The sequence below is a fragment of the Starkeya sp. ORNL1 genome, from assembly GCF_012971745.1.
GTDB lineage: Bacteria > Pseudomonadota > Alphaproteobacteria > Rhizobiales > Xanthobacteraceae > Ancylobacter.
Genome location: NZ_CP048834.1, coordinates 2895370 through 2921381 on the forward strand (window position 1 = coordinate 2895370; position 26012 = coordinate 2921381).

At 62.0% G+C, this 26012-nt stretch carries 23 protein-coding genes and 3 pseudogenes; 12 read left to right on the forward strand and 14 right to left on the reverse strand.

Annotated elements, in window-relative coordinates:
- Positions 1-100 precede the first annotated feature (100 nt).
- A pseudogene (locus tag G3545_RS13765) lies at positions 101-223 on the forward strand (IS630 family transposase); the annotation flags it as partial.
- 156 nt (positions 224-379) lie between these two features.
- On the opposite strand, the gene G3545_RS13770 reads toward G3545_RS13765, so the two are convergent.
- A protein-coding gene (locus G3545_RS13770; RefSeq protein WP_170009084.1) for an IS5 family transposase occupies positions 380-1149 on the reverse strand; the annotation gives its coding sequence in 2 pieces (ribosomal slippage) (positions 380-832 and positions 835-1149; 768 coding nt in all).
- Positions 1150-1253: 104 nt separating this feature from the next.
- On the opposite strand from G3545_RS13770, the gene G3545_RS29895 reads away from it, so the two are divergent.
- Positions 1254-2582: a trypsin-like serine protease gene (locus tag G3545_RS29895; protein ID WP_281411732.1), complete on the forward strand. Its 1329-nt coding sequence runs from the start codon at positions 1254-1256 to the stop codon at positions 2580-2582.
- A 285-nt stretch (positions 2583-2867) separates the two neighbouring features.
- On the opposite strand, the gene G3545_RS13780 is transcribed toward G3545_RS29895, so the two are convergent.
- Positions 2868-3623, reverse strand: a complete 756-nt coding sequence (locus G3545_RS13780) for a hypothetical protein (protein WP_170013489.1) — start codon at positions 3621-3623, stop codon at positions 2868-2870.
- Positions 3624-3717: 94 nt separating this feature from the next.
- Between G3545_RS13780 and G3545_RS13785 the strand changes: the two genes are divergently transcribed.
- Positions 3718-4128 (forward strand): hypothetical protein, encoded by a 411-nt coding sequence (locus G3545_RS13785; RefSeq protein ID WP_170013491.1) that lies wholly within the window; start codon positions 3718-3720, stop codon positions 4126-4128.
- Positions 4129-4362: 234 nt separating this feature from the next.
- On the forward strand, positions 4363-5430 hold the full coding sequence (locus G3545_RS13790) for a tyrosine-type recombinase/integrase (RefSeq protein WP_170013493.1): 1068 nt from the start codon (positions 4363-4365) through the stop codon (positions 5428-5430).
- Positions 5431-5705: 275 nt separating this feature from the next.
- On the opposite strand, the gene G3545_RS13795 is transcribed toward G3545_RS13790, so the two are convergent.
- The 7 genes and pseudogenes from G3545_RS13795 to G3545_RS13825 form a co-directional block, all read right to left on the reverse strand.
- Complete coding sequence (locus G3545_RS13795) at positions 5706-6476, reverse strand: terminase small subunit (protein ID WP_170013495.1); 771 nt, start codon at positions 6474-6476, stop codon at positions 5706-5708.
- On the reverse strand, positions 6473-6886 hold the full coding sequence (locus tag G3545_RS13800) for a hypothetical protein (protein ID WP_170013497.1): 414 nt from the start codon (positions 6884-6886) through the stop codon (positions 6473-6475). The genes G3545_RS13795 and G3545_RS13800 overlap by 4 nt, the downstream gene beginning before the upstream one ends.
- On the reverse strand, positions 6886-9402 hold the full coding sequence (locus G3545_RS13805; protein ID WP_170013499.1) for a DUF3987 domain-containing protein: 2517 nt from the start codon (positions 9400-9402) through the stop codon (positions 6886-6888). Before G3545_RS13805 ends, G3545_RS13800 begins: the two co-directional genes overlap by 1 nt.
- A gap of 52 nt (positions 9403-9454) precedes the next feature.
- On the reverse strand, positions 9455-9973 hold the full coding sequence (locus tag G3545_RS13810) for a hypothetical protein (RefSeq protein WP_170013501.1): 519 nt from the start codon (positions 9971-9973) through the stop codon (positions 9455-9457).
- Entirely contained in the window at positions 9973-10467 is a 495-nt protein-coding gene (locus G3545_RS13815; RefSeq protein WP_170013503.1) for a helix-turn-helix domain-containing protein, read from the reverse strand. Before G3545_RS13815 ends, G3545_RS13810 begins: the two co-directional genes overlap by 1 nt.
- A 65-nt stretch (positions 10468-10532) precedes the next feature.
- Positions 10533-10796 (reverse strand): helix-turn-helix domain-containing protein, encoded by a 264-nt coding sequence (locus G3545_RS13820; RefSeq protein WP_170013505.1) that lies wholly within the window; start codon positions 10794-10796, stop codon positions 10533-10535.
- Positions 10797-11158: 362 nt separating this feature from the next.
- Positions 11159-11493 (reverse strand): annotated as a pseudogene (locus G3545_RS13825) (transposase); the annotation flags it as partial.
- Here G3545_RS13825 and G3545_RS13830 point away from each other — a divergent pair.
- Positions 11479-11601 (forward strand): annotated as a pseudogene (locus tag G3545_RS13830) (6-aminohexanoate hydrolase); the annotation flags it as partial. The pseudogenes G3545_RS13825 and G3545_RS13830 sit on opposite strands and share 15 nt — an antisense overlap.
- 681 nt (positions 11602-12282) lie before the next feature.
- Here the strand turns inward: G3545_RS13830 and G3545_RS13835 are convergent.
- A complete protein-coding gene (locus G3545_RS13835; RefSeq protein ID WP_281411716.1) occupies positions 12283-13401 on the reverse strand; it encodes an acyltransferase in 1119 nt (372 codons plus the stop codon).
- A gap of 1038 nt (positions 13402-14439) precedes the next feature.
- On the opposite strand from G3545_RS13835, the gene G3545_RS13840 reads away from it, so the two are divergent.
- Entirely contained in the window at positions 14440-15666 is a 1227-nt protein-coding gene (locus G3545_RS13840) for a chloride channel protein (RefSeq protein WP_246702826.1), read from the forward strand.
- Positions 15667-15715: 49 nt separating this feature from the next.
- Here the strand turns inward: G3545_RS13840 and G3545_RS13845 are convergent, their stop codons facing one another.
- Positions 15716-15913, reverse strand: a complete 198-nt coding sequence (locus G3545_RS13845; RefSeq protein ID WP_170013511.1) for a hypothetical protein — start codon at positions 15911-15913, stop codon at positions 15716-15718.
- A gap of 254 nt (positions 15914-16167) precedes the next feature.
- On the opposite strand from G3545_RS13845, the gene G3545_RS13850 reads away from it, so the two are divergent.
- On the forward strand, positions 16168-17409 hold the full coding sequence (locus G3545_RS13850) for a glycosyltransferase (RefSeq protein ID WP_170018073.1): 1242 nt from the start codon (positions 16168-16170) through the stop codon (positions 17407-17409).
- 135 nt (positions 17410-17544) lie between these two features.
- Here the strand turns inward: G3545_RS13850 and G3545_RS13855 are convergent, their stop codons facing one another.
- Positions 17545-17814 carry a DUF3892 domain-containing protein gene (locus tag G3545_RS13855; protein ID WP_170013513.1) on the reverse strand — a complete coding sequence of 90 codons (270 nt, stop codon included), beginning with the start codon at positions 17812-17814 and terminating at the stop codon, positions 17545-17547.
- 1273 nt (positions 17815-19087) lie between these two features.
- Here G3545_RS13855 and G3545_RS13860 point away from each other — a divergent pair.
- From G3545_RS13860 to G3545_RS13880, 5 genes are read left to right on the forward strand one after another with little or no spacing between them, the layout of a single operon-like run.
- Positions 19088-20239, forward strand: a complete 1152-nt coding sequence (locus G3545_RS13860) for an aminotransferase class V-fold PLP-dependent enzyme (RefSeq protein ID WP_170018074.1) — start codon at positions 19088-19090, stop codon at positions 20237-20239.
- 23 nt (positions 20240-20262) lie between these two features.
- On the forward strand, positions 20263-20982 hold the full coding sequence (locus tag G3545_RS13865; protein WP_170013515.1) for a TIGR04282 family arsenosugar biosynthesis glycosyltransferase: 720 nt from the start codon (positions 20263-20265) through the stop codon (positions 20980-20982).
- Positions 20979-21734 carry a glycosyltransferase family 2 protein gene (locus G3545_RS13870; protein WP_170013517.1) on the forward strand — a complete coding sequence of 252 codons (756 nt, stop codon included), beginning with the start codon at positions 20979-20981 and terminating at the stop codon, positions 21732-21734. Before G3545_RS13865 ends, G3545_RS13870 begins: the two co-directional genes overlap by 4 nt.
- A 42-nt stretch (positions 21735-21776) precedes the next feature.
- Positions 21777-22859, forward strand: a complete 1083-nt coding sequence (locus G3545_RS13875) for an NAD-dependent epimerase/dehydratase family protein (protein ID WP_170013519.1) — start codon at positions 21777-21779, stop codon at positions 22857-22859.
- Positions 22856-23224, forward strand: coding sequence for an SMR family transporter (locus G3545_RS13880; protein ID WP_170013521.1), 369 nt, complete (start codon positions 22856-22858; stop codon positions 23222-23224). The genes G3545_RS13875 and G3545_RS13880 overlap by 4 nt, the downstream gene beginning before the upstream one ends.
- Before the next feature lie 24 nt (positions 23225-23248).
- Here G3545_RS13880 and G3545_RS13885 read toward each other — a convergent pair whose 3' ends face one another.
- Both G3545_RS13885 and G3545_RS13890 read right to left on the reverse strand, forming a co-directional pair.
- Positions 23249-23911, reverse strand: a complete 663-nt coding sequence (locus tag G3545_RS13885) for a 5'-methylthioadenosine/S-adenosylhomocysteine nucleosidase (RefSeq protein ID WP_170013523.1) — start codon at positions 23909-23911, stop codon at positions 23249-23251.
- Between the two features lie 25 nt (positions 23912-23936).
- The gene (locus G3545_RS13890) at positions 23937-25952 is read right to left on the reverse strand and encodes a hypothetical protein (protein ID WP_170013525.1); all 2016 of its coding nucleotides are present in this window, start codon (positions 25950-25952) and stop codon (positions 23937-23939) included.
- Positions 25953-26012 lie beyond the last annotated feature (60 nt).

Sequence of the window (26012 nt, forward strand, 5' to 3'; positions counted from 1 at the left end):
GGGCACGCTGCAGCCCGTGACTCCACTGCATGTCGGCTGCGTGACCGTGGATCAACACGCTTGAAGCACTCCCGTCGGGGCAGTGAAGACGCTTCCCCCAAAGCTCAAGGCGCTGCTGCGTACCGCGGCCGAACGTACTGTCGAAGGTTTGTTGAGCGTGGGCGGACGCTGCATCGACCTCTTCACGCCGCGCGAATGTGCAAACGAATTTGAGGTCACCTGATATGACCCAAACCGAGCGAAAAACGCGCTAGGTACGCAGGTGCGTTAGGCGCAGAGCTACAACCAGAGAACTCAATTTTAGGTTGCGATCCCCGCTAGAATCGCTACGATCAACGTGCAGACGGCGCACTTCGCACATTACTCTGCTATTCTGACGTTAGGTGACCGACTCATAACTTCGCAGCCAGATGCGAATTGAAGCGAGCTGGATTGAGGCGAGGAAATTGTCGTCTCGCTTGTCGTAGCGGGTGGCGACGGCCCTGAAGTGTTTGAGTTTGTTGAAGAAGCGCTCGACAGCGTTGCGTTGGCGGTAGAGCCAGGCGTTGAAGGCGAGGGTTTTGACCCTGTTGGGCATGGCGCGAACATTGGCCCATGCGCCGCGCCCAGCCATCTCGTCTCGCAAGGCGTCGCTGTCATAGGCCCTGTCGGCGAGAAGGATGTTTCCCGGCTCGACCGCGTCCAGCATGTCGGTGGCCGAGCGCCCGTCGTGAGCTTGGCCCTCGGTGAGCTTCAGGCGGATCGGGCGGCCTTCGGCGTCGACGAGCGCGTGGATCTTGGTGGTCAGGCCGCCGCGCGAGCGACCCATGCAACGGGATCGCTCGTCTTTTTTTGGCCGTTGGCGGCATGCTGGTGAACGCGGATCGACGAGGCGTCGATCATCTGGATATCGCCATCGTAAGCAGCTGATACGGCTTTCAGAATGCGCGCCCAGTGGCCGGCCTTGCGCCACCGGTTGAAGCGGTTCACGCAGGTCGTATGAGGGCCATAGCGCGAAGGGATATCGGCCCATGGCGCCCCGGTGCGCAGGCGCCAGAAGATGCCGTTCAGAACGCGACGGTCATCCACGCGTGCAACCCCGCGCACCTTCGTCGGCAGAAGTGGCTCGATCACCGACCACTCGAAATCCGTCAGGTCAAATCGCGCCATCTCAACCTCCAAGGCTGAGATCAATGAATCAGAACACCGAGCCGCAGGGAATCCCTTTATGGGTATGTGACCTAGTGCGGCGCGGCCAAAACGGAAGGTCGGTCATGGCTTGTGTTCCTAGAGCGCTTGTCAGAAGCGCGATACTCTCCACTGTCTCCGTTACTCTAATTCTAGGAAATGCCGCGAGAGCTGACGACCTTAAGTCAGCCTCCAACTATGCCAGAGAAGAAAATAAGCGCGTTCTCACGGAGATCGTCGCTCAAGCGCAAGAAACGCTCAGGACGCTTGATAGACCCGAAGAGGTTGACGATCAAAGAGCACAACGAAATAGGCGAGAACGGACTCAGCCCCGCATAGTGAACGGTCGCGGCACGATAGACTATCCTGCAACAGGCGTTGTCTTGAAGGGAGCCGAAGCGCGCACATCGACTGCTTGGTGTTCGGGTACGCTGATCGCACCCGACAAATTCCTTACAGCAGCTCATTGTATCGCGAAGGACCCTCGACCCGATCAATACCGAATATTCCTACATAGCGCCGGATTTATAAGTGTAAAGACCATCGATTGGCAGAAGGACCTGTATCGCTTTCCCAAAGCAGACATCGCTGTACTCACACTAGCTGCTCCTGTGCTAAGAATAACACTCGAATCGATCCTTGGGGAAGAACGACCAATTCATGGTACATTAGGCACTATCGTCGGTTTCGGGCGCACCGGCGGCTTCAACGAGGATTATGGTGTCAAGCGCGAAGGTTTTATCGAGACCGCGCCCTGTAGAGAAACACAGAGTGACATTCCTCTCGTCTGTTGGAATTTCTCAGCCGAGGTTCAGAACGGTACAATAAGATCAAACACCTGCAATGCGGATTCTGGAGGCCCACTATTTGTATACGAAGTCACAGGCGGTCGCCAGCTACGCAAAATCGCGGGGGTTACCTCCGGAGGTAGCGCAGACGATTGCTTGCTCGGCGACCAAAGCTATGACGTCGACGTGGTCGAGTATGCCAAATGGATCTCAGAAACAGCTCAGTTGGTCGGCGAGCCCGCGCCGGCAGGTCCAGGACCGGCGCTCGTGACGGAACGCGACGTCGTGGGGCAAACATCTACTCTGACCCAAGCCCGTCCGGAAATCTCATACCCGTTCCAGGTCCGTGAGGGCATCGGAACTCTGCTGGTCGCCATGAACGGCGACGATAACGGCAGAGGACGTAACAACTTCGACCTTTACGTGATCCAAGTGAGTGAGGGCACGGATCGCGTCGTCTGCAGCGAAGAGGGATCGGGGCAATTTGGCTTTTGCCGGCTGGATGATCCGGCGCCCCGAAACCATTTCTGCGAGATTACGGTGAAGACCCGCAGATCTTCATCGCGGAACCCGCTCAACGCGTCGAACAACGCGCCGAGGCGGCGATTCCGTAAGTTCCGAAGATAGCGCGCGGATGCAAGAGTACGCGGTGCCCGCCCCTCCGGAGCCCGCTCCAGGCGCTTCGCGAGTTTACAAGCCTTAGAGATGTCGAGCGGGGGGATCGCTAAGTGGCCCACGCGCTCCAGAGAGTCTTTGGTCGGGACGGCAGGCCACGCGCCCAGTGTGGATCGCAGACGCCTGACGCGCGTTCGGTCCTCCTCGCGAGCAGCGGCGCGGGTCTCAAAATCCGGCCATACGCCGCTGATGCGCGGGGCTCTTCGCGGACGATTGAAAGGTGAGTCGAGAGATGGCTCAGACATCGGTGCTGGTCCGGGTTGCGCTGCCCTCAATTGGCGGATCGCACACTGCCTCACGTGGTCCCCACGCGAGCAAATCGGCCACGGCCTCGATGGTCACTTGATCTGAATCAAAAAGGAGGGCCAGCGACTGAATGATCGATGCCGCAAGCTCGAATTTTATGGTCTTGTTACCCTCGTCTCCGCGGCGAATACGCATTTCGAGCCAACAGGCTGACCCGCGCTGTCGCTTTCGAACCGGAGCATTACGCTTCGCCTCTTGTATCGTCGTCGATTTCGCGAAGTCCACGAAATTACCGGCCTCAATCGCCTTCAATTGCGCATACCGCAAGAGGGCGGCGTACTCTGATGCCGCCTTCCTAGCGCGAAGGTCGTCAGGCCGTGTAAGAATTTGAACGCAAAGCAGTTCGGGGTTATGCCTGCCCTTTGAGCCCCTGACGCCAGTCTTCTGTCGGACATACTCGATCGCGGCATCTCTTTCTCGGATAGCCAAGTACAAGGCGTAGGCCGGAGCAAGAGAACTGACTAGCTTAGCTTGCCACTGGTTGAGTTCCTCACCACTGACAGCCGCCTTCACACACGCCCCGATCAACAAGTCGAGATGCGTTGCTTCGTCGAAGCCCTGCTCGTCTCGCTGTGAAAGATCCTCGGCGGCCGCTGCGGGCTCGTTCGACATTTCGGTCGAACCGAAAAGAGCCGCCTTCGGAATCTTTTCCACAGTAATTTTACGTATTTTTTGAGATTCAATCATGGACATCTCCGCTTGTCGGCACTCGAAATCGTAATTATGATAACACGTTGATTTTTCGTATATCTTATATCTTAAAAATGTGAGACCAATGACAATGTCTGATGACGTTCTTCAAGCCCGGAAACCCACGCCCCGGGAGAGCGCCTTGCTTTTAGCGTTGCTTATTAGGCGCAAGGAGGAAGAGAGTGGAAAAGCCTTGACGAGAGTTCGTGTCGCGGAGATTTCGTTGAGGCGCCTGTGGTTGAGAAATAAGTTAACAGATAATTTCATTTCTGAAGTCAAAGAATGGTTTGAAGACTCCGGATGGGCACTAATTGAGACAGGAACTACTTACGCAGCTATCAAGATAACTACGATAGACGGGTGGGCACGCCTCTCTTCGAAGCGTCTTGCTGCGGAAATAAATAGTGTGAGATCCGGAAGGTTCGAATTCTCTAGCATAGAACACTTGCTTCAGCCGACTGACGCCTCGGATGAAGATGGAGATGAGAGCGGAGACGCGTGATGGGCATGCACCGAAGCCCCCCTCGACTTCTGACGTCCCGAGAGGCGGCGGACTATTGCGGAGTTAGCGTCGCTAGGTTCCAGGCCGCCTGCCCGACAGAACCGGTCTCACTGGGGAGCGGCCCTCGCCACCACAGATACGATGTGCGCGCCATCGACCGCTGGCTCGACGGACTCCAACACCCGGAGTCATCCCAGCATTCAAACTCATGGCTCGGATTGGTGGAGGCCTGCCGTGTTTCGCGGTCGCGTCAAGGGGATTAAGCGGGTCCAGGCCAAAGGCCGCGTATATTATTACCATCGCCGCACAAAGACGCGCATTAAGGCCGCCTTTGGCAGTCCTGAGTTCATCCTTGAGGTGGCGCGTCTGGAGGCTGGCTCCCAGCCAACAGCCCGTCCCGGCACGTTGGGCATGCTAATTGACGCATACCGCAAGTCGCCATTTTGGCACGACCTTAAACCCGCGACTCGCATAACCTACGATCGCGCCTTCGAGGTCCTGGCGCCCTTGCGAGGCATGCCGCTCGTTGAATTTAGAGCGAGTTGGGTCGCGGCTCTTCGTGACGAAGTGAACGACAAGCGAGGACGCTGGATGGCCAAGAATGTTCGCGCCGTACTGTCGATCATTGCGGAGTTTGCCCGTGAAAAGGAGTGGCTTAGCGACAATCCGGTCCGGCGAGTTCGTGGACTTCGTCGCGACCAGCAGAAGCCGCGCCTCAATCGTGGGTGGAAGGAGCAGGAGTGCAGAACGGTAATTGAGGCTGCGCCCGACTACCTCCGACCTGCAATTGCCCTCGCAATGTTCGCGGGGCTTCGGAAGACGGATGTGCTCACCGTTCGCAAGGATGCGATATCGGACGGTATCCTACGAATGCTAACGTCCAAGAGAGGGATTGAAGTAGCGATTCCGGTGCATCCGCAACTGGCTCAGATCCTGGCAAATGCGCCTCGCCACTCTGCCCCCACGGTCGTCGCAAATTCTCGCGGCGAGTCATGGACCGCGAGTGGCTTCAACTCGACCTTCGGAAAGTTCATCGGCAGGCTTGAGCAGTCTGGTCGGGTGGCCTCTGGGCTCACTATGCACGGTCTGCGGCACACGGTTGGGCAGCGCTTGCGGGAAGCCGGAGCCGACCTTGACGACATCCGCCGCATCCTTGGACAGCGGACCCTTAGCATGGCGCAGCACTATTCGGACGCGGCGGACCGAACGGCCGAGGCTCGACTCACAGTCGCGAAGCTCGACATTTTTGGGGAGAAGCGGGCCGAGAAAATGGAAAACCCGGCCTCGGAACTGGAAAACTGACTTTGCCAACAATGACCTAAGTCATTGAAAACAAATGGTGCCAGGGACGGCATCCAATTGAGTGTCTTATCATATTGATATATCACGATTATTTGTGAGTTGCTTTCTGACTATGCCAACTTATGTACCAACAAATGGGAAGGCTGCCTGCCGTTCGGAGCCTCTGAGGCCCTCAGGGCCTCATGCGACCGTCTGTCGCGATAGCCAAACATGATTTGAGGCGCCGCAGGCGATCAGCCGCGCGGCGCCCGAACCGTCCGCCACTCTCGCAGCCACTAGTCCTCGTCTTCATCGTCGTCGGGGGGATTGACGACTGGTTGCAGCGACGTCCCTTGGACCTCCCGCAACAAAAGCTTCAGCGGGGTCTCCGGGTCGCCTTTGAGGATCAGCTTCTCGGAAAACATGCCGAGGTGGCGTGCCGCAAGCTCCAACGCTTTGTCGCGATCACGCAGCTTGATCTCGAACCCGCCCCCGGTCCGCTTCACGCCGTCGTACAGGAGCAGCGCCGATCCCTTGAGCTGGGTGGTGTCGAGGGCAAAAACGACGCCCACGCCGTTCCCTGAGCATTCAGGGCACTGCCGAAGAGGGCCGGCCGTCTCGACGTAGCCAAAGCCACCATCGCATTCAGGCGGAGTGCGCTTCTCTTCGACAGCCTGGCTATATGCCGCATCGAATTCGCGCTGCGAGTGCCATTGAAACCCATGGTTCTTGCCATGACAGTAGCGGCACGCGATGCGGCGATACTGGATGACGTCATTGACGTCCGCGTTGGCAATATCCCACCAGCGCTTGAGAATGGCGTCCGATTCAATCTGGGTGCGACGTGCCCGATCGGCCATCGCAATCGAAATTGCGGCTGCGACCTGAACATTTCTGAACAGCCGATGGCCCTGTTCCTGGGCTGAACGAGGGGCATAACCAGCTCGTTCGGCTGCCTTTTTGCAATTCAAATCAATAAGATACTCGCGAACAAATATCTGTCGTCTGGGCGAGAGCGCTGATAGCGCAGCATCGAGTTCGGGGCTTCCATTCTGATGCTTTTTCACTTCAGGGCTCCGTAACGCGCGAGGATTTCGAGGTTTCTGGCAACCAAATCGATGATTCTCGGGCCATCTCGTCCGAGATTGCAGGTCGCCAAGGCGGCCAGGACTTCCGCATGGGCTCGCGGAAGGCCGCCTTCGAATTCCGCTACGGCCGATCGCTCGCAAAAAACGTCGATTTGAGCAGCCGCTCCAGCGACAATTGCGACATTGCGACAGGTGACGCTATCTGCTTGATAATGAACACGTCTCTCCGAGGAGAGTTCTGCAGCGCCGTCCGCGGAGGTTGCGACGCTTGGCGGGCAGTGGCCGGGTTCGTTCTTGACCCAAGGACGCGGCCGCGCAAACTCGGGCGCACCCGGCGTGTCAACATTCTGGGTTGTACCGCCCGAAAATACGAAGGGGATATATTCCATCAATGCTGCTCCGCCGAATTGAGACGAATGCAACGGGGCCGTTTCGACACCTCCGCAATCCAACCGTGATCGACGAGGACCTTTATTGCGTCCTCGGCCATATCCTTGCGGCGCACCTGAGCGGGGCCGCTGTTCATGATGGTGCGGAACGGAACGTCGCCCTTCTGCCTCCGGAGCCAGTCAAGAAGCGTTGATGCCAGCTCGAGGCGGGGGCTGACCTTGGTGATGCCCCGGAGACGGACAGCTTCCGTCACGTACCAGCCCATAATCTGTACTGCGCCGTACATAGCGGCTTCGTTGACCTCGTGGGCGCCGAGATCTCCAACGATCGTTAAAACACCGGCAATGCGCGCGGCGTTCTCCGCGGCTTTCGTTGCAAATCCCTTGATTGAGCAAAGCGGACCCTCAAGGCCGCACTGAAACTCAATGTGATTGTAGAACTCCTTCCAAATCTCCGAGGCCTTACGACCGAGCGGGATAGGCCTTGGTGCGAGTTCATTGACAATGAACTGTGGAGGGAGGAGGGGCGGTTCGGCTTCCAGAAGTCTCAGTAGGTGCCCGCAGTAAGCTTGCACGGCAACATTCACTTCCGGCGGTGTGTCACGATAAGCGCGGCTGCCGGCTATGCTCTCAGGGGCAGCGACAAGGAAACGGGAGAGCAGCCCCTGATCGCGTAAGGCGGTATCGCCAAGGAATTCGGCACCCCCGCCTGGCTGGATCATAATATGCGCAGAAAGGCGCCGCCCGTAGAGAATCGAAATGCCATCGGCAGCCCGGATGCGCTTGATCGGCGTGCCGTCCCAAGCCTCCGACAACATCGCGGCCGTGCGGCGGCGATTTTCTTCGGACATCGAGTGACCACCGAGGAAGGTGCTCCCTTCCGCAGTAAAGATTCCCAGAGATCCACGAGAGCGGGGCATGTTTTTCGTGATGCCGTCTGCCGTCGCGTCCGCGAAAATCAAAGCCCCATAGAGCGGCTCTTCAGGCTCGGGGCCGAGGCCTGCTAGATTTTCACGGCGTTGATCGAGGCCGATCTTTCCATTGCTCTCGATTTTCTTTTTTTCTGCCGCCCATGCCGCGTACTCGACCTTCCACCGTGCCATTTCTTTGTCACGCGTTTGCTTCAGAGCGTGCTCCATCTTGACGACAGGTTGCAGGGCCAGCCGGTCAGCGCCAGATTTGCGATCCCCGGACTCCGCGATCGTCAAGAAGAAGAGGGACAGCGGCTTGGTTTCCCCGTGCGGAAGCCGAACGTCCGCATGCGGCTGAGCGGCGAGCGCCGCGGCGGCAAGAACCGATTGTCCCGCCATCGCGGGGGGCACCTGAACCGCCGCAATAATGGCCCTTGCAGCCGGCGCCAGGACGGAGCCGAGCGCGTCAATCGGGAAGGGCTCTGACGTCTTCACAGTGGGCAAAAGTGGAAGGGGTTTCTCGGCAGGAACGACAGGGGCAGCCGACATCTTCCTACCGGATACCCTCCGGTCTTCGTCGGCCATGATGATAGCCTCAGCCAAGGCATCACCCGCGACCGCCAACTCGATATCCTCGACTGTCGGTCCTCGGGGATTGGCAGCCCCGGCGGAGATCTGCCGCCTCACGACCTTGGCGATCTCGCCCGGCGTCCAGGGTCGTTTCGGAACGCCGTTGGCCATCTGCATGCCGGCCGCGACGAGTGCCTTCTCGGCTTCGGAGCGTTCGATCTCGCCCGAGCCGATTCTCTGTCCGATCTTGTATGCGGCTGAAGTAAGTGTGGAGTTCTGGTCTCCGGGCGGGCAGCCGGCGATCCGGTCGCATTCGGCAGCGAGAGCGGCCCGACCCCAGGCGGTAGTGCCCGCAGCGGCGATATTGCTCGCTTGTAGCACCCACCGCTCATGCAATCGCTCCGGCTTGCTGCGGTAAGTTCTCGCGCCAACGAGGGGGCAGCACGCTTCCAGGAACGCCCTAATCTGCTCTTCCGTAACAGCCGGCAAAGTATCACGATGAATAGAACTTAGATCTTCGGAGTCCCAGAAGTAAGGGGCACCCGACGGATGAATGCCATCGGCGACGAACTGCTGGCCGTGACCGAGAATCTCGACTTTGCCCAACGTGCCGGTCACGTGATCTTTGCTCGGTTCACCTTCGCAAGCGCGATATGGGATCAAGAGACGCGCGCTGTTTTCTCTGAAACGATACGGAGCCTGTCCGAGCGTGTCCCTTGCGAGGTTCCAAACAGCGTCGGCTGCCGGCTCGCCATCTACGTCCACGTCGATTACGCGCAGCCCGTCGCAAAGGATGCCGGTGTTCAGCGCGTTGGCTGAAACTAAGGCGTCGGTACGAGCGGAAAGCGGAGGGTTGAGCCGCGCGCGCTTGGTCCACTCGCTGTCGGCGGGAATTTTCTCGTTGGTTTTCACAGGAACCGGACGAAATCCATGCTTCCACAGAGCTTGCCGGTAGGTCTTGACGCGAAGTGCGTCAGCACCATCGGATGAAAGGTCAACATTTGCTGACAATGAAGGCATAATATCAGGCGTCATTTGAATTACTCACTCTCAACCGTGCCGAACTTCTGGCTTTGGGGAGTAGTTATTATTTTCCTGACTTAAAAATATGAGGACGAGTGCTTTGTAGTGCGCGAATGTCGACCATAAGGTTCCAGGCTCCCACGTTCCAATCCGGCACAGGCGGCGCGATCCAGATGGCGGCGTTGCTGCTGTTCGCCCAGGCAATCGCAGCGCTTACGGCTTCAAGCCTTGCCAGTTCTCGGGACGCGTACACCAAATGGCCGCCTGCACTGAATGCCGTGGCGCGCCAGATGTCGTTAGTAATAGGTTCAACGCGGACGGTGTAGTCCGAGCGCTCGCCGTCTTCGTTTGGATCAATCCTGATCTCGCTAGGTGGGAGCGCGCCTCGTTCAAATAGGTCGAACAGGTATCCGGCAATTTTCTTCCTCTGGGCGCTGCCGAACAAGTAACACCCCACATACTGGGTCGGCCCAATGTGGACGTCCCAGTTTTGGCTAGGGTCAGAGGATCTGATGACTTGAATAAACTCCACCCGCTCTCGATAGATGGCGTGGAGTTCTTCAGATTGAAGGAGCCGTCCCATCACGCGCACCGACCGGCAATGAGCGCGCGGACGCTATCCACCACGATCCGCCGACTCTTGCCGAGCTTTACGGAGGTCACCCGCCCGTCTCGGATCATCGATTGCGCAAGGGTCCGCGAGACCCCAAGAATGCGCATCATCTCGACGGTGCTGATCGTGGCTCGCCCATGGAACGGGTCCGCGAAGGGCGCCGCGATTGACGCGCGATTGGGATGCGACGGGGTTTTCGGTCCGCGTCCACTATTGGAGTCGGGTGCGTGGATGGTCATGTCGGCCTCTGAATTGCGAGGCCTGTCTTGCGCTTCGACGCAATACGGCCCCCGGTGAAATGGAGAGAGCTTGGTCGGCTTGCCGTTTGCCGTCCGCGGTGGACCGAGCTTCCGCGACACCCAGGTCGCGTGCTGGCGCAGTGCTTCATAGGCGGTGACGATCTCGCCCTCGCCGTCGTAGTGCTGGTAGTCCCGCCAGTTGAAATCGAACCCAAGATCAGCCATCAGAACGGCGCCCTATCTGCCTCGGGCGCGGGTACGCCCAGAACTGTTGCTGTCCGGACGCAGAGTCAACGCGCCCCGTTGGCGGCCGGAACGCGAACCGGCAGCGCCTTGATGAAGGCTTCCAGGTCAGCAACCAGAATCAGATTCTTTGTGCCAATCTTGCGGGCCGGAAGCGCTCCGGTCCGCATCGCCTCAAAAAGCGTCGTGCGGCCAATCCCGCTCACCTTGATGGCCTCGAAGACGGTTAGGAAAACCAACACGGGAACCTCTATCGTTTCATCGTTCGGAAGCGCACCCGCGCGCCCTTCAACGTCCACAATGATTCGCACGGGATTTGCTTTCTAAAGCTTAAAATGGGTTTTCTTCCATTACTCTTCCGATGATTGAGATTACGTGGCTCGCCCACAATGTAAAAAAACCCACAGCTAATGTCGTGTTATTTCAACGTGTCGACGTTGATCCCAAACTGCGAAAGGGACGCATGGAAAATAGGTGGGGAAAACGTGGTCAGCTCGTCAATACACGCCGAAGTTCGCGATTCGCGCCGAATCGGTCGACCGAATCACGCAAACTGCACAGGCCTCCTGGAGCTTCGAACTAGCAATTCCCTGCAGACCCGGGACATGGACATCGTCATCGATGTCAAATGGCGCAGAATATTGGCTCTGACGCAGATTTGGTGCAGCGTGGCTTAGGTGGGATCGATGAGGCGGGCCTGGAGCAGGTCGAGCTTTCCGCGGCCGTACATCTGGCGTTTGACGAACTTGAGCTTTGTTATCTGACCTTCGGTCTGTCCGTTCGACGAGTGCGACGCGACGGCGGCGCGGACAGCGGCGATATCCCGGATGACGCCATTTGCGAACGTCACGACAAGGCTGGCGCGTGCCCGCTTGATCCAGGGGTCGAGATTGGCCTCGGCCTTGCGGCGGATCATAAATTGGAAGGCCGCGATGATCTCGCGCGCGTCGATCAGCAGGGCACTCCTTCTTCTACAGCGGCGACGGTGACGGCCTCGCTCAACCGATCGTGGAGGAGCCGGGCGGTGTCATGCTCTATTTCACGGCCTCCACCCACCACGTCTCCGCGATACTGACGCGGCATAGTGGCAAGTCTACGCTCGTGCTGGCGCGCGAATGATCACTCGGCCGAGCAGCCGGGTGAGTAGCGTTGGCCACTCGCGAGGGTGAAACTGCGGGCAAGTCGGATGCTGTAATCCGATGACATAGCGAGCGACCCACAAAGCAGCGACCCGCCGCCCGGTCAGCCGGTCTATTACTGGCCGGACGGCCACGCTCCCGGGCCAATGGGCACGCGCAATGCCCCCGGCGATTGGGCACCCCACTACTGACCTTAGGGAGCATGCCAATAGATGCCTAGTCGTGGGTCATGCAAAGACACGAAGCGTGCCCACGCTTCGATGGGCCATTTCCTCAAAGTCAGCGACCTACTTCAATGCCGTCAGGGCTGACCGCGCTTACGTCGCTCGCCTTCCGATGCCATGTCACCCGCCTGTGCCTGCTGGCGGCTCCTTGATGCTTCGGCTTTATGGCCGGGCGAGAACACGCCCTCCATCTCGGACGGCTGGTGGATCATTCCGCCGGTCGTGAACGTGAGTTAAGCGGCTAAAGTGCCGGCCGCGCTTGATGCAGAGGTGCGATCGAGGGGCAATTATGCCCAGGGCCTGCTGATTTTCGGTAGGCCCTGAGGCCATCCCGATATCCTTCAGCGCCAACTCCAGCCAATGCCTGCCACCATAGACCCCGCAGCCGTGCGTAATGTGCCCACATGACCTTGCGAAACCCGTTGACCTTCCGGCTATGTTGCGGATTTCCCATCAATGTAAAATCCCTTGGCGCGCCAACGGTTGACATACGACAGAGCCGGCTTTTCAAATAAAAGATGGTACAATACACCTCCCCCTAGACCTAGGGCGGTGCACACGGTCATGTTCACAAGCCAGTGAAGCTCAAAGCGAGCAATGATGTCAGATGTAATCGATATGACTGGACCGTGGATCAAATAGATCGCGTAGGAGGCATTGCCGAGAAGAAGCAGCCAACGAGACACTGCAATAGACCCAGATATTTCGATGCGGACTAGACCCGCGATTACAATCGCCATGGCTACTCCAAACCATACTCGCGAAATTCCCTCGACTGCGAAGAAGCCGACGAGTCCGGCTATACCGACCACCAGCACAACACGCGCCCACACTAACGAGAGAGACCTGACCGTGACTGCCGCGATCATGCCGGCAACGAACTCGATGTTTATCGGAGCCAGAAACACATTAAGGGTCGCTTGCAGCGCTGGCGGCAAGGTGACCTCAGCTATGGTGATAGGCAGATAGTTGGTCATCCCGATCAGGACTACCCAAGCAGCTATCAGCCATTGGAATCTCGGCGTGCAATATGAGAGCAAGAAGATTGCGTAGAACATTACTTCATGAATGAGGGTCCAGGCGACCGAAAGTGCCGGCGCTGGCGGCCACTCGGCCGCGATCAACGTGAGGGAGGTGAAAAGACTCCAGTTTTTCTCGGCTCCAAGGCTTGGGAACGAGATGTAGAGAGCAATGATTGCCAAGACCAGCGGCAGGTATGGCACGTAAATTCGAGTGATTCGCCGCCATGCATATGACGAGGCGGCCGCCAGCCCTCGGCGATCGTTCGCGTGCGCATGCAGGATTATGAAGCCGCTTAGAACGAAGAAAAAATCGACTCCGAGTTCGCCCCAATCGAGAAATGTCCACCCCGGCGGACGTGCTTGGCCATGACTTTCGATCAATATGGCGGCGTGGAGAAGCAGGACACCCAACGCCGCTATAGCGCGACCACCTTGCAGAACGGTGATCTTCTCTCGCGTCCGCCTGGGAGCGGAGAGATGAGACCGTGAGACCCGCGTCTCCGGCGCTGGACCGGTGTTCCATTTTGGCACGGCCCGGTGCTCTTAGGAGAAAGTGCAAGCGGCTTCTTGACCGCTATCAAGTTCTGCGGGTTCCGCTGACGCGCCGAACCGCACCGGGTCAATCGGCAAGCTACGGGGCTCGGTGCGCGTGGAGCTGGGCAAGCATGATTGCAAGCGGCGGTGCGCGCGTCCTTGGTGGAAGCGGTCCTGACGCCCAGGCTTGGCGAAAAGCGATTAGGACGAAACAGTCATGGCGGCATTAGGCTCTCAATGCCGCGGTTGATTCGTGGCCGTTCGCTCTGCGCGGACCGCCGGTGGCCGACGCGGGTGGAAGAGAATGAATTCACGTCGGCTTTTAATTGTTTCAGCCGTGGCCACGCTCGGGCTGATCGCCGCCATTCTATACATGTCCGGCGCGATCCTCTCGACGAGCGAGGTAACTCTCCAGTGCCCGGGAGGTTATCATCCTGATTCGACTGGGAAAACCTGTGTGCGGCGGGGGTGGGCACCCGTCCAGTAAACGCTCGGCATTAGGCCGAGATTCTCTGCATATTGCGGCGTGCGTCGGGGATTCTTTAGACCGTGACTACATTGAGTGAAAATTGAACACTCCAGCCCGGCAGCCGTTAGCGGTTTGGGGCTGATATATTTTGGTTGAAGTAGATGGATCGAGCGGCAGTCATCTCTAAGTTGGAGCGCGTCGAGCGCCACATTTCTGAATGCTCCGTGCAGGTGGCGAAGCAGATTCGGTTGGCGCAACAACTTTAACGCGACGGGCCGCGAGCTGAGCCGGCGCGGCGTGTGCTCCAATCATTGGAAAAATCGCTGTTGACGTATGAAGAGGACCGCAGCCGGCTCCTGAGAGAGTTGGAACGCATGAAGGGCCAAGCCTGATACGCTTTGACGCGCCGGGCCGCCTTGCTCGCCGCTCGACCGGCCGATACTGCCAATCTCATGAGGTTTAGCAAAGTCAGGGAATTCAGGCTCGGCAGCCGGCTGCCCTGGCGCGCCGATTTCAGGCGCGCGCGTATCCTCTGGTCGTCGCGGCTGCTATGGCGAAGGCGCAGAGTGTTCCTGCTGGGCGCGGTGGCAGTGGGCCTGGTCTCGATCGGCTTCGCCTATGTCGCTGATGCCGCGCAGGATTATTACCACCGCCTGTTTGCCTGGAACGCGTACGCGCTGCTCCTGATCACGCCGGCCACCTTCGCGCTGTTCGCATATGCGACCAAGCGCTGGTTCGATGGCGCGCAGGGCAGCGGCATACCGCAGGCCATCGCGGCGCGGCGTCACAACGGAGGCGCCCTTGCCGCCAAGTTGCTCGCACCGCGTGTGACCATTGCCAAGATCCTCATGACGACGCTCGCAATTGCTGCCGGCGCCTCGATCGGCCGCGAGGGGCCGACCGTGCAGATCGGCGCCTCCATCATGTTCCTGGTTGGCTCCTATGCCGGTATTGGCCGCCAGCCCGGACTGATCCTTGCCGGCTCGGCAGCGGGCATTGCCGGCGCGTTCAATGCGCCGCTGGCCGGCGTACTGTTCGCCATCGAGGAGATGGCGCAATCCTATGACCGGCGGCTTTCCAGTCTCGTCGTCGCCGCCGTGGTGATTTCCGGCATCACCACGCTGTTGCTGGTCGGCGACTATAACTATTTCGGCAGCGTTGACGGCACCGCCAAAGGCTGGAGCCTGTGGATCGCCGTCGTCCTGTGCGCGCTCATCGGTGGGGCGATGGGGGCGGTGTTCTCGCGGCTTCTGGTGTTCCTCTCCATGGCGCCGCTGCGCTGGCTGGGCTGGATGCGCGCCCGCCCTTTGCTCACCGGCGCGGTGTGCGGCCTGATCGTCGCGGTGCTTGCCATTGCGACCGGCGGCTTTGCCGGCGGCAGCGCCTATGCCGAGGCGAAGCTGCTGCTTCAGGGCGGCGCCGACCAGCCCTGGTGGTACGTCCCGGCCAAGCTGGCGGCGACCGTGCTGTCCTCGGCGAGTGGCATACCGGGCGGGCTGTTCTCGCCCTCGCTCTCGATCGGCGCCAGCCTGGGGGGCAATCTCGGCCATCTTTTGCCGGAGGTCGATGTCGGCGCGGTGGCGCTGCTCGGCATGGCTGGCTATTTCGCCGCCGTGGTGCAAGCGCCACTCACCGCTTTCATTATCGTGCTGGAGATGACCGACGATGCCGGGATGACGGTGCCGCTGATGGCGGTGACCCTGCTCGCTGCCGGCCTGTCGCGGCTGATCACGCCGGAGCCGCTCTATCACGCGCTGTCGTATGGGTTCGAAGCCCGTAAGCATGTGGCGTGATCATTCCACCTACGATGTGGTTGACCTCGCGCCAAACCAGGCGCGGCGCCTACATGAACAAGCGCCCAAGGCCATTGCACACGAGAACGAAACCGCTGAAGCCGGAAAAGACGATGACAAGTGCGTAGGTGGCCTGGCGCCACTCCGTCGCCAAAAATTTCACCTGCACTCCCGACTTCTTCGCTCTGCCGAGGATTACCAGCGCAAACGCGAACCCTATGAGTGCGAGACCAACAAGTGTTGTCATGAAAGCATCCTCCACCCTGATTGACGCATGGATAACTGGCGCTGGCAACTAAAGCGGGCGTCGCGAGAAAACGATGCAATTGCACCGTGGGATTGTCGTTCGTCAGAGCCGCGGCCGAAGCGTCGCTTGGCTCTATTGCTGGCCGCAGTTGACGTAGCGAGCATCGCATCGCCCTATGCCGTCGGGCGCATGAGGGAGCATTGAATGACATTGCCAGCGATTGGTCGCCGTCTCATCGCCTTTCGTTAGGCTCGATGCGCATCGCTATCCACACCTTCGGGACCCGCGGCGATGTGCAACCGTATATCGCGCTGGCGCTCGGGCTGAAGGCGCGCGGCCACGATGTGCAAGTCACGGCACCCGCTCAACATGAGGCGCTCATCACCAAGCGTGGCGTCGGCTTCTTCCCCTTGCCAGGTGACGTCCTCGCCTTGCTTGACACACCTGAGGGCCGATCTGCAGTGGGGAAAGGCAGCGGGTTTAGCGCCGGATTCAAGCTCTTGAAATATGTCCGGCCCCTGATGCGTGGCCTGATGGATGAGGAATGGTGGTCCGCACGATTCTTTGGGCCCGATCTTATCATTCACCATCCGAAGTCGATCGCGGCTCCGCACATAGCGGAGGCATTGAGTAAGCCGCACATTCTCGCCTCGCCGTTGCCAGGCTTTACACCGACCTCAGCCTTTCCCAGCCCCATCGTTCCATTCACCTCACTGGGGCCGTTCAATCGGATAAGCCATTCGCTCATGATGCACGCGTCGGGCCTACTCTTTGGCGGGATGTTGAGGGATTGGAGGGAGCAGACGCTTGGCGTTCCAAAGACCGCGCCGAACAAGGCGAGCGCGGGAACGCTCTACGCTTACAGCAGACACGTCGTGCCTATTCCGCCGGATTGGCCCGGGAGGGTCGCGGTCACCGGCTACTGGTTCCTCGACGAGCCTGCATGGTCGCCGCCTGCGGATCTTGTGGCGTTTCTCGACGCCGGGGAGCCTCCTATCTACTTCGGTTTCGGGAGCATGCCTCCGGTCGATCCGGATCGATTGACCGGAGACGTCATCACCGCGCTCACCCGTACGGGAAATCGAGGGGTTCTGGCGATCGGTTCCGGTGCCTTACGGTCCATCTCGGCCCCAAACGTCTTTGTTTTGTCGGAGGCTCCCCATGGAAGTCTCTTCCCGAGGATGTCGGCTGTCGTTCACCATGGTGGCGCCGGGACGACTGCGGCGGCGCTCCGGGCCGGAAAGCCCACGACCATCTGCCCGTTTTTTGGCGATCAGCCGTTCTGGGGGCGACGAATTGATTCCCTTGGAGTCGGGCCTCGTCCGATAAGCCAACGCACGCTGACGAGCGATCGCCTGGCAGCGGCGCTGGCGGAGATGGACGGAGGAGGCATGCAGGAACGCGCCGCAAGCCTAGGTTCGAAGATTCGCGAAGAAGACGGCATCGGCGCGGCAATCGGATTTATCGAGCAGGCGGTGACGAGTCGGCGAAGTTAACCGGCGTGAGCGGCACCACCTTGTTGCCGGCCGCCGCCGCTCTCAGATGTTACGTCCGCGCGAGACTGCCGTGCTCGGCTCCGTTGAATGGTGGCGCGGGTCGTAACCCGCGCCAAGGCCCTGTCAGAGGCAGCGCTACAGCGCCAGCAGATTGTTCAACTCCACGCTGTCAGGTTCAGTCTTAAGGTACGCGCGACCGTTGGAACGCCGCGCGACCTCGACCCATACGGACTCGCCCGACGGCGCGACCGTCCAAAGCTTATACTGGCTCGTCTGCAGGGCCGTGATTAGGGTATCGATGTCGCGATGCCACCCACCACCGCCAGGCCCGCCCAATCCCTGGAGCCGGCGATGACGGTCGTTGTTGTCGGGGCGGTGACAGGTCACCTGGAAAGTGTCGGTCATGGTCTTCCCCAAGCGAGCCAGGCTTGACCGACGACGAATCCGGACTGTTAATCTGGCTGTTAAGCGCCTGCCCCGTAACCCGGGAGTGGCCGCTTTGGCTTGGTTCGGAAGCTCTGAGTATCGGGCCGTTCGGGATTTGCGACGCCAGACGATGGATTGCTCAATTGTTGTGACTGGGCTGATGTCGTTTGCAGGATTCCCGGCATCAAGGATGCTGCGTTCGCTAAACTGTTCCAATCTTATCCTGCAACCACTTGCCTGAAAAACAGGTGTTATCGGGCGGCTGCCCCGCCCGCGCCTCCGCGCCACTCGGCCGGCTTGGGTTCCTGACCGAAAATCCCTACCGGTTTGCGTGGCTGCCTGAAAACCGCATACGAGGGGATTCTGGTGGCAGGTGTCACTGAGCGCACTGGCGGCATCGACTGATATCGAGGTTGTAGCTCAAACGCACCACGGGCGAACGGCTGAAGGGCCTAGCACTCGCACGCGCCGACGCGCGCACCTCCGAACTACCCCCTCGGTGCCACGGGTATCGCCCGCGTTGCTGTGGTTGTCACTTAGCTGTGAGCCGCCCACTGTAGGAGATGGTATAGATACGTCCGTGTTGCGCTAGGTACTGACATCGGCTCGGTGCCTGAAAGCTGACATTCCGATTGGTGACGAGGGCCTGCTCACCTCAATGCGGGGAATGCACTGGTACGCACGTCTCGATCCTCCACCGTGCGTTCGCCCCGAGGCCCTATTCTCCCAAATGCGGCGAGCACTGGGATTCTCTGTGACAGCTCCGCGGGTAGATATCGACATTGACGACGGGCCCCTCACTGGTGAAGTCCGGAGCCTCGCTCAAAGAGGTCTAGGCACAAACTTTCCAGGGGCCGGCCGCTGCTGCCTCCATCGGACGGAACTCAGCAGCCTGTTCGGGAAATCTCGATGAGCTTGACATATCAATCGGGCGCGCCGCGCTTCGCGGGTAAAAAATCTCCTACGCACGCTGTAACGAAACCGGCGACCGAAACGTATCCCCACCGATCCCTCCTTACGGGTGCAGCGGATCGGGAGAACGATATGCGTCGCTAACTCAAGGTGAGCCGCCCAAGTACGGGAGGCTGGATGATTTCCGCACGTTGGCCTTCGCTCGTTCCGGACCAAGGCAAGAGCATCAGCTCCTATGGTCGCGCGCGTTGACGTGTACCCGACTGCCAAGCGGACGAGGTGTTTCTCTTTGCTCGCCGTCCCGCGGCAAAACAGTTCGTTCCGCAAGTGTTGGATCCATATGGACGACCGGCCGAGAACTATCCTGAAGCCACAGACGATCGCTGCACGGGCTTTGGGTGCGGGACGCCCGACCACGACGGCTCTCACGCCCCCGATCGATGTGGCAACGACCTACCTGCGCGACGCCGACAACGGCTATAGCTCGGGCTATGTCTATGGCCGACAGGACAATGCCTCGGTTCAGCAGGCGGAGGCGCAGATCGCGGACATGGAGTTCGCCCGCGAGGCGCTGCTCTTCACCTCCGGCATGGCCGCCGCGACGATGGTCTTCCTGGCCTTGCCGCCGACGCACATCGTCTGCCCGAACGTCATGTATTGGGGCTTGCGCAGGTGGCTCCAGGACGTTCGCCGCTACGGCCATGACGTAACGTTCGTCGACATGTCGAATCTCGACGAGGTGCGAGCCGCGATCATTCCCGGAAAGACCGGCCTGGTCTGGATCGAGACGCCCAGCAATCCGCTTTGGACGATCACCGACATTGCCGCCGTCGCCGAATGCGCCCACCGCGCGGGCGCACTGGTCTGTGCGGATTCGACCGCCGCCACCCCCGTGCTGACGCAGCCGCTCGATCTCGGCGCCGATATCGTCATGCACTCCGCGACCAAATATCTGAACGGCCACTCCGACGTAGTCGCCGGCGCGCTGGCGACGGCGCACCGCACCGAGCTCTGGGAACGGATCCGCAGCGTGCGCAACCAGCATGGCGCGGTGCTCGGGCCATTTGACGCCTGGCTACTGACCCGCGGGCTGCGCACGCTCGATTTGCGGGTCAAGGAGCAGAGCCGCAGCGCACGCGCGCTTGCCACCCGGCTTGTGGGCCACCCCGCCCTCTCCTCCGTGCTATATCCCGGTCTTCCTGACCATCCCGGCCGCCAGGTCGCCGCCCGGCAGATGTCGGGCGGCTTCGGCGGCATGCTGTCGGTAAGGGTCAAAGGCGGCGCGGCCAATGCCGTGGCGGTGGCCGCCAATGTCCATCTCTGGCGGCGGGCGACGTCGTTCGGCGGCATAGAGAGCCTGATCGAGCATCGATCCTCGATCGAGGGCGACGGTTCCCCCTGCCCCGACGACCTGCTGCGGCTGTCGGTGGGGCTGGAGGATCCGGACGACCTCTATCGCGACCTTTCGCACGCGCTGAACGTTCTGACCTAGCCACGCTGCCCAGGCGCTTACTCATGGACACCATAGCCGTCGCGATCATCTGCAAGACGCCGAGCCCGGGCCAATCCAAGACCCGGCTCTCGCCGCCCTTGCGTCCCGAGGAGTGCGCGCAGATCTCCTCCTGCTTCATCAGGGACCTGTCGGCCACGATCGCAAGCCTGGAGGCCGACGGCGACGTCGACGGCTACGCGGTCTATACGCCGCTCGGCACCGAGGACTCGCTGCGCCCCCTGCTTCCCGAGAGCTTCGGCCTCGTCCCGCAGGGCGAAGGGGACCTGGGGCAACGCCTCGACCGCGGAATAGCCGACCTGCTGGCGGCCGGACACGCCGGTGCGATTCTGATCAATTCCGACAGCCCGACCTTGCCGCGCAGCATATTGCGCGCGGCGGTGGAAGCGCTGAAGAACGGCGACAGGGCGGTGATCAGCCCGGCGCTCGACGGCGGCTACACACTGATCGGCCTGTCCCGGCCGCACCCTCACCTCTTCGCGCAGATCCCGTGGAGCACCGACACGGTGTTCCGCCTCACTCTCGAACGGGCGCGCGAGATCGAGTTGCCGGTCATCGTCCTCGACCCCTGGTACGACGTGGACGATGCGAGCTCCTACGCCATGCTCGAACGCGAGCTAGAGGGTGCACCCCCGTCCTTCATGGCGCCGGGCGCACAAAGCGAAGACGCTCCGAACACACGGGAATTCGTTCGCCGCCGCCGCGACATGGCAGCCCTCCCATGAGTACCGCTCCATCCCCGCTCGCGACCGTCGCCGTCATCATTCCGTGCCTCGACGAGGAGGAACCGATCGCCGGGGTGGTGCGGGAGGTGCTGGCCCAAGGCGTCGGCGACCTCATCGTCGTCGACAATGGCTCCACCGACCGCACCGCCGCGCGTGCAGCGGCGGCCGGCGCCCGCGTCGTGTCGCAGCCGGTGCGCGGCTATGGCCGGGCTTGTGCTGCCGGGGTGGCCGCGGTGGCGCCGGGTACCGACATCGTGTGCTTCCTCGACGGCGACGGTAGCGACGTTCCCGCCTTCATTGCGGGAATCGTCGGGCCTATCGCAGCTGGGCAGGCCGACTTCGTCATGGGATCGCGGCTGCGCGGACATCGAGAGACGGGCAGCCTCACCGTCCAGCAGGTCGCGGCGGGATGGCTGGCGGGCCAGTTGCTTCGGCTCACCTACGGCGTCCACTTCACCGACATGTCGCCGCTGCGGGCGATCCGCACGGAACGCCTCGCGACGCTCGGCATGAGCGAGGAGACCTATGGCTGGAACCTTGAAATGCAGATGCGGGCGGCGGCGAGCGGCCTGCGCTGCCTCGAGATTCCGGTCGATCACCGCTGCCGGCGGGGCGGGGTGTCGAAGGTCTCTGGCAATCTTGTCGCCGGATGCCGGGCGGCCTGGAAGATAACCAGCACGTTCCTGCGCCTCGCAAAATCACTGCGCTCCACTGGGGCGTCGCGCGCAGGCCAGCCGGTTCGGGGACAGTAAGTTCGTCCGTCGCGCAGGACGACGACAGTATGGGAGGTACGGATGCGGGTGCTGCTCACCGGAGGAGCCGGGTTCATCGGCAGGCACGTCCTCGCCGAACTGATGCGACGCGGCCACGACGTGCGGGTGATGGATTCGTTGCGGAACGACGTGCATCGCGATGGCCAGGCTTGGAGCCCTCCGCGCGGCGCCGCATTCCTGACCGGCGACGTGCGCGACGCACAGGTGCTCGGTACCGCTCTCGCCGGCATCGATGCGGTCGTCCATCTCGCCGCCAAGGTGGGGCTCGGCGTCGATATCGGGGATATGCCGGACTATGCGTCCTCGAACGACGCGGGCACTGCGGTACTGCTCGCGGCCATGGCGCGTACGGGTGTCTCGCGGCTGACACTGGCAAGCTCGATGGTGGTCTATGGCGAGGGCTTCGGCCTATGCCCGGAACACGGCTCGGTGCGGCCAGCGCCGCGGCTGGAGGCCTCGCTCGCCACCGGCAATTTCGAGCCGCCCTGCCCGCATTGCGGCAGGCCGCTCGGTACGACGCTGGTCGTTGAAGACACCCCATTCGATCCGCGCAACGCCTACGCCACCAGCAAGGTCGCGCAGGAATTCTATGCGTCGAACTGGGCACGGGTAACCGGCGGCGCGGTGGCGATGATGCGCTACCACAATGTCTACGGCCCCGGCATGCCACGCGACACGCCCTATGCCGGCGTCGCCGCCATCTTCACCTCGGCGCTGCGCAACGGCCAGGCGCCCAAGGTGTTCGAGGACGGCCGGCAGCGGCGCGACTTCGTCCATGTCCGCGACGTCGCGGCCGCGACGGTCGCGGCATGCGAACGGCAGACCAGCGGGGTCACGGCTTTCAATGTGGGCTCGGGCACGCCGCGAACGGTCGGTGAGATGGCCGAGGCGCTCGCGCGCGCCCTCGACGGCCCGGCGCCGGTAGTGACCGGGCAATACCGGCTAGGGGATGTGCGGCACATCACGGCGGACTCCTCGCGGCTGCGCACCGAACTCGGCTGGCAGCCGGTGGTCGATTTCAACGAGGGCATGGCGGAACTCGCCCATCTCGGCGAAGAGGGTGCCGCGCCGTCCCCGCTGCGGGCCGCCATGGCGACGCGATGATCCGCGCCGGCCTCATCGGCCTGATCCTCCTTAGCGTCGCGCTGAACGCCTTCGCCCAGATCCTGCTGCGCTGGGGCGCGAGGTCCGCTCCACTGCTTGCTGACGGTCGCTCGATCGCAGCGATGATCGACACGTTGTTCCGACCCGGCATCCTCGGCGGATTGGCCTGCTATGGCCTCAGCGTCCTCGTCTGGATCCGCGTGCTGGGCATGGCCGAGGTGTCCTTCGCCTATCCGTTCCTCGGGCTGGGCTTCGTCCTGGTCATGCTGGCCGGGTGGCAATTGTTCGGCGAGCCGCTGACGCCCGCGCGGGTGGCGGGCACGGCGCTGATCGCGTTCGGGGTGCTGGTGCTCGCCCGCAGTTGACCGCGGCCGCCGTCGGCGGCACTCCTATTGGTCGTGGGATCGAATGATCAGCGACCCATCGCGCAGCCGGCCCCCGAACAGCTCGATGGCCGCCGCCAGCCTCTCATCGATGATGTGCAGATATTCCGTCCAGTCGTCGATGCGCGTGAGTTCGGACCGCCCATCGCTTATGCCGCGAAAGCCGATGGTCGGCACATCGAAGCGCCGCGCCGCGCGCAGCACCGCGAAGCTCTCCATGTCGACCATGTCGGCGGCGATGCCCGCATAGGCGTCGCCGGACACGATGGAGGCGCCAGTCGCCAGCGAGGCCGCGGGAATGCCCTCGATCCGGTGCGGTATGGCGATGATCGCCGGCTCGTCGAGGAACGGGGTGACGCCCTTCTCGAAGCCGAGCACGGATGCGTCCATGTCGCGATAGCTGACGCTCGCCACTTGGTAGATGCCGGCATGGTCGAGGCGGCGCGAGCCGGCCGAGCCGAGCGTGAAGACGAGGTCCGGCAAGCGCTTACGGTGGGCGAGAGTGGCCAGCGCGGTCGTGGTCGCGATCGCCGCCTCCACCGGGCCGACCCCGCAGATCAGCGGATCGATGCGCGCCTGCAGATGCGGGCCGTATTCGTGCGTCGTCGCCATGACGAAGAGGATTTCGAGACCTTCCATGCTGGCGACGTGGCGGCTGGGATCGTGCATCGGGCTATCCTGGGTTCCAACTCTGCTATGGCGAGGCCGGCGGCGCGGCGGGCGCCGTTGCCACATAGATGCGCCACTCGCCGGGGCGCGCTTCGGCGAGTCGGAAGAGCGGACTGGCGGCGAACGGGTCGCGCTGCCATGCCCCGTCCCGCACTGTCAGCAACACGACGTCGCAATGGTATTCCCCGACGAGCGCGCGCAGGTCGGTGTCGCTCGCCTGGCCGTCGAAGACGCGCGCGAAGCGGTCCGAAATCTCCGCCCGCCGTTCCGCCGACAGCGGCGCGAAGGCGATCGCCAGCTCGTTCCCGGCGAAGCAGGAGCGGCGATCGGCGAGCAGCGCCCATGATATATTTACCGGCCACGGCGTCATATCGCCGAACAGAAGCGGATTGCTGGCGACCCGCGCATCCGGGCGCGCATGCTGCCGGACCGCCCGCCACATCGCCGGCGCCTGCGCGAACGCGGCGGCCGACGGCGAGGGCTTGCCCGCCAGATTGCCGGACAGGATGACCAGCCCGGCCGGCAGCGCGGCGATCGTCGCGGCCAGCACCAGCGCGAAGGCCGACCATGCCCGGCGCTCGAGCGAGTTCGCCGCGCCGGCTGCACCCGCCGCCGTGAGGACGATGAGGCCGGGAAGGATCGCCCGCCAGCCGAGATCATTATTGTCGCCCACGGTGCTGACCAACAGCCAGCTGCTGCAGACGCTCACCAGCGCCAGCACGGCGAGCGCGCGCACGAGCAAGGTTCGGGCGACGATATCATCGGCTTCTTGCGGAATCCGCCGCAGCGCCAAGGGCCACAGCATGACCGGCCCCGCGACGAACGCCACGGGGAACTCAACCAGGAGCAGCACGAGCCAATAGGCCGGCAGGTCGAGGATGCGACCCGTTATCCCGGAGAAAGCCGGGCCCAGTACATGGTAGGGCTCGATCACCACCGGGCTGCCGCCGCCACGCGCCAGGGCAGCGTGGTACTGCTCGATCAGCAACGGCATCGCGATCCCGGCGGCGATGAGCGCCGCAACGACCACGGCGGCAAGGAAGCGATAGCGTCCCCCGGGCACTCCCGAGCACAGCAGCACCAGCACGACACCGACGCCGGCCAGCGCGAAAGCGACGCCACCGACCCATATCGAACTTTGGAAACCCGCGGCCGCCACCAGGGCGAGCACGGCGGTCACCAACGCTGAAGGCCGCAGCGCCAGATGCACCATCAGCAGAGTGGCGATCACCACGCAGCCGGCGGCGGTCACATGATGGGGGCTCCAGCTCGACTGGAACAGCCAGCCGGCAAAGCCGGTCGCGGGCCGTAGCACCCGGTCGAGCGCCTCCTGCCCGAACAGGGCCTCCAGCACCGGGCGGAGCGATCCCGTCGCACACGCGACCAGCGCGAACAGCGGCGCGATGGCGCGGCGATGGAAACCGAAGGCGAGGCCGCTCATCAGGCAGAGCGAGGAGAAGGCGGTGAACCAGGTCGCCGCAATATCGGCCTCCCAGCCGGTGGCGCCGGTAAGGCGGGCGAGCTGCGCGGCGCCGAAGTGCCAGAGATAGTAATAGGCGACGCCCGCCGGCGCGCCGTCGCCACCGAACACCGGATTGGCGAGCGGCACGCCCTCGCGCACCATCTGGTCGATCAGCGCGACCTTGGAATGATCGAAGATCGCCGGGGCCAGGATGACGCCGTCCGTGGTGAACTTGGGCAACACGGCCAAGGCGGGACCGAGAGCCACGAGCGCGGCGAGCGCATACATCCAGATCGGGATGCTCGCTCGCCCGTCAGGCTCATCTTCGCGTGCCGCCGCCACCAGCAGCGCAGCGCCGCAGGCCAGCGCCGCCGCGCCGAGGATGGCAGCGAACGAGAACCCGACCGCACGCGACAAGGCGAGCGCGACCACGTTCTGGATCGCCCAGCCCAGCGCCGGGGCGAGCGGCAACGCGAGGGCTCGGCCGAGCGGCAGGCGGCGGGCGAACACCCATCCGACGCTCGTCCACAGGACGAGCCCGGCTATGGCGCACGCGAAGGCGGAGTAAAGGGAAGCCATGGCATTCCGGCAGCGGCAGGGTGGCCCGGCCGAGACATGACCACGCCCTCTCTACTCAGA